Source organism: Flavobacterium sp. LC2016-23 (genome assembly GCF_009674775.1).
In the GTDB taxonomy this organism is placed as follows: Bacteria; Bacteroidota; Bacteroidia; order Flavobacteriales; family Flavobacteriaceae; genus Flavobacterium.
The window spans coordinates 1-1,619 of sequence record NZ_WKKE01000059.1; the positions used below are offsets into that span (position 1 = coordinate 1).

The following is a 1,619-nucleotide window of genomic DNA, read 5'->3' on the forward strand; positions in this document are numbered from 1 at the left end:
TACACTTTATTGTTTTCCAAAAGGGTTGTGGAAGGAATTGCGTTTACTCCTGTCGCATCATCATACCACGTCACACCTGTTTCATCAGTTTTCAGATCAGCCACGGTTTTATTATCCACTTTACAGAATTCCTGTGTTGCTGCTCCGGTTGGCGTTTGAGGATCACTTAAAGTAACGGTTACGGCCAATCGGGTTGGACTTTCACAATTTCCCACTTTCAGTGAACCGTAATACACTTTATTGTTTTCCAAAACTGTTGTTAACGGAACTACTGTTGTTCCATCAGCAGAATCATACCAAGTAACATCACTTTCGTTCGTTACCAAATCAGCTACCGTTTTATTATCTGTTTTACAGAATTCTTGTGTAGTATGAGCAGTCGTTGGCGTTTGCGGATCACTTAAAATAACCGTTACCGCCAATCTCGTTGGGCTTTCGCAGGTTCCTACTTTTAGCGAACCATAATACACTTTATTATTTTCCAAAGCTGTAGTGGAAGGAATTGCATTTCCTTCTTTCGCTGAATCATACCATGTCACCCCAGTTTCGGTAGTTTTCAAATCCGCCACCGTGTTATTATCCACTTTACAGAATTCCTGCGTAGTTGCTCCCGTTGGGGTTTGCGGATCACTTAAAATAACCGTTACCGCCAATCGTGTTGGGCTCTCGCAGGTTCCTACTTTTAGCGAACCGTAATAAGTTGTGCCATCAGTTAAAACTGTGTTTGACGGAATTGCATTCATTCCTTTCGCATCATCATACCACGTCACACCTGATTCTGTTGTTGCCAAATCAGCTACTGTTTTATTATCCACTTTACAGAATTCCTGTGTGGTTGCTCCTGTTGGCGTTTGCGGATCACTTAACGTAACCGTTACCGCCAAACGGGTTGGACTTTCGCAGGTTCCTACCTTTAGCGAACCGTAATAAGTTGTGCCATCAGTTAAAACTGTGGTTGACGGAATTACGTTTACTCCTGTCGCATCATCATACCACGTCACACCTGTTTCAGCAGTTTTCAAATCAGCTACTGTTTTATTATCCACTTTACAGAATTCCTGCGTGGTTGCTCCTGTTGGTGTTTGCGGGTCACTTAACATAACCGTAACGGCCAATCGTGTTGGACTTTCACAGGTTCCTACTTTTAGCGAACCGTAATAAGTTGTGCCATCAGTTAAAACTGTGTTTGACGGAATTGCATTCATTCCTTTCGCATCATCATACCACGTCACACCTGATTCTGTTGTTGCCAAATCAGCTACTGTTTTATTATCCACTTTACAGAATTCCTGCGTGGTTGCTCCTGTTGGCGTTTGCGGATCACTTAACGTTACCGTTACGGCCAAACGGGTTGGGCTCTCGCAGGTTCCTACCTTTAGCGAACCGTAATACACTTTATTGTTTTCAAGAAATGCCGTAGAAGAAATTGCGTTTATACCTGTTGCATCATCATACCACGTCACACCTGATTCTGTTGTTGCCAAATCAGCTACTGTTTTATTATCCACTTTACAGAATTCCTGTGTGGTTGCTCCTGTTGGTGTTTGCGGATCACTTAACGTAACCCTTACCGCCAAACGTATTGGACTTTCGCAGGTTCCAACTTTTAGCGAACCGTA

General features: G+C 43.0%; 1 pseudogene. It reads right to left on the bottom strand.

Going from position 1 to position 1,619, the window contains the following annotated elements:
* A pseudogene (locus GJU43_RS22910) lies at positions 1-1,619 on the bottom strand (hypothetical protein); the annotation flags it as partial.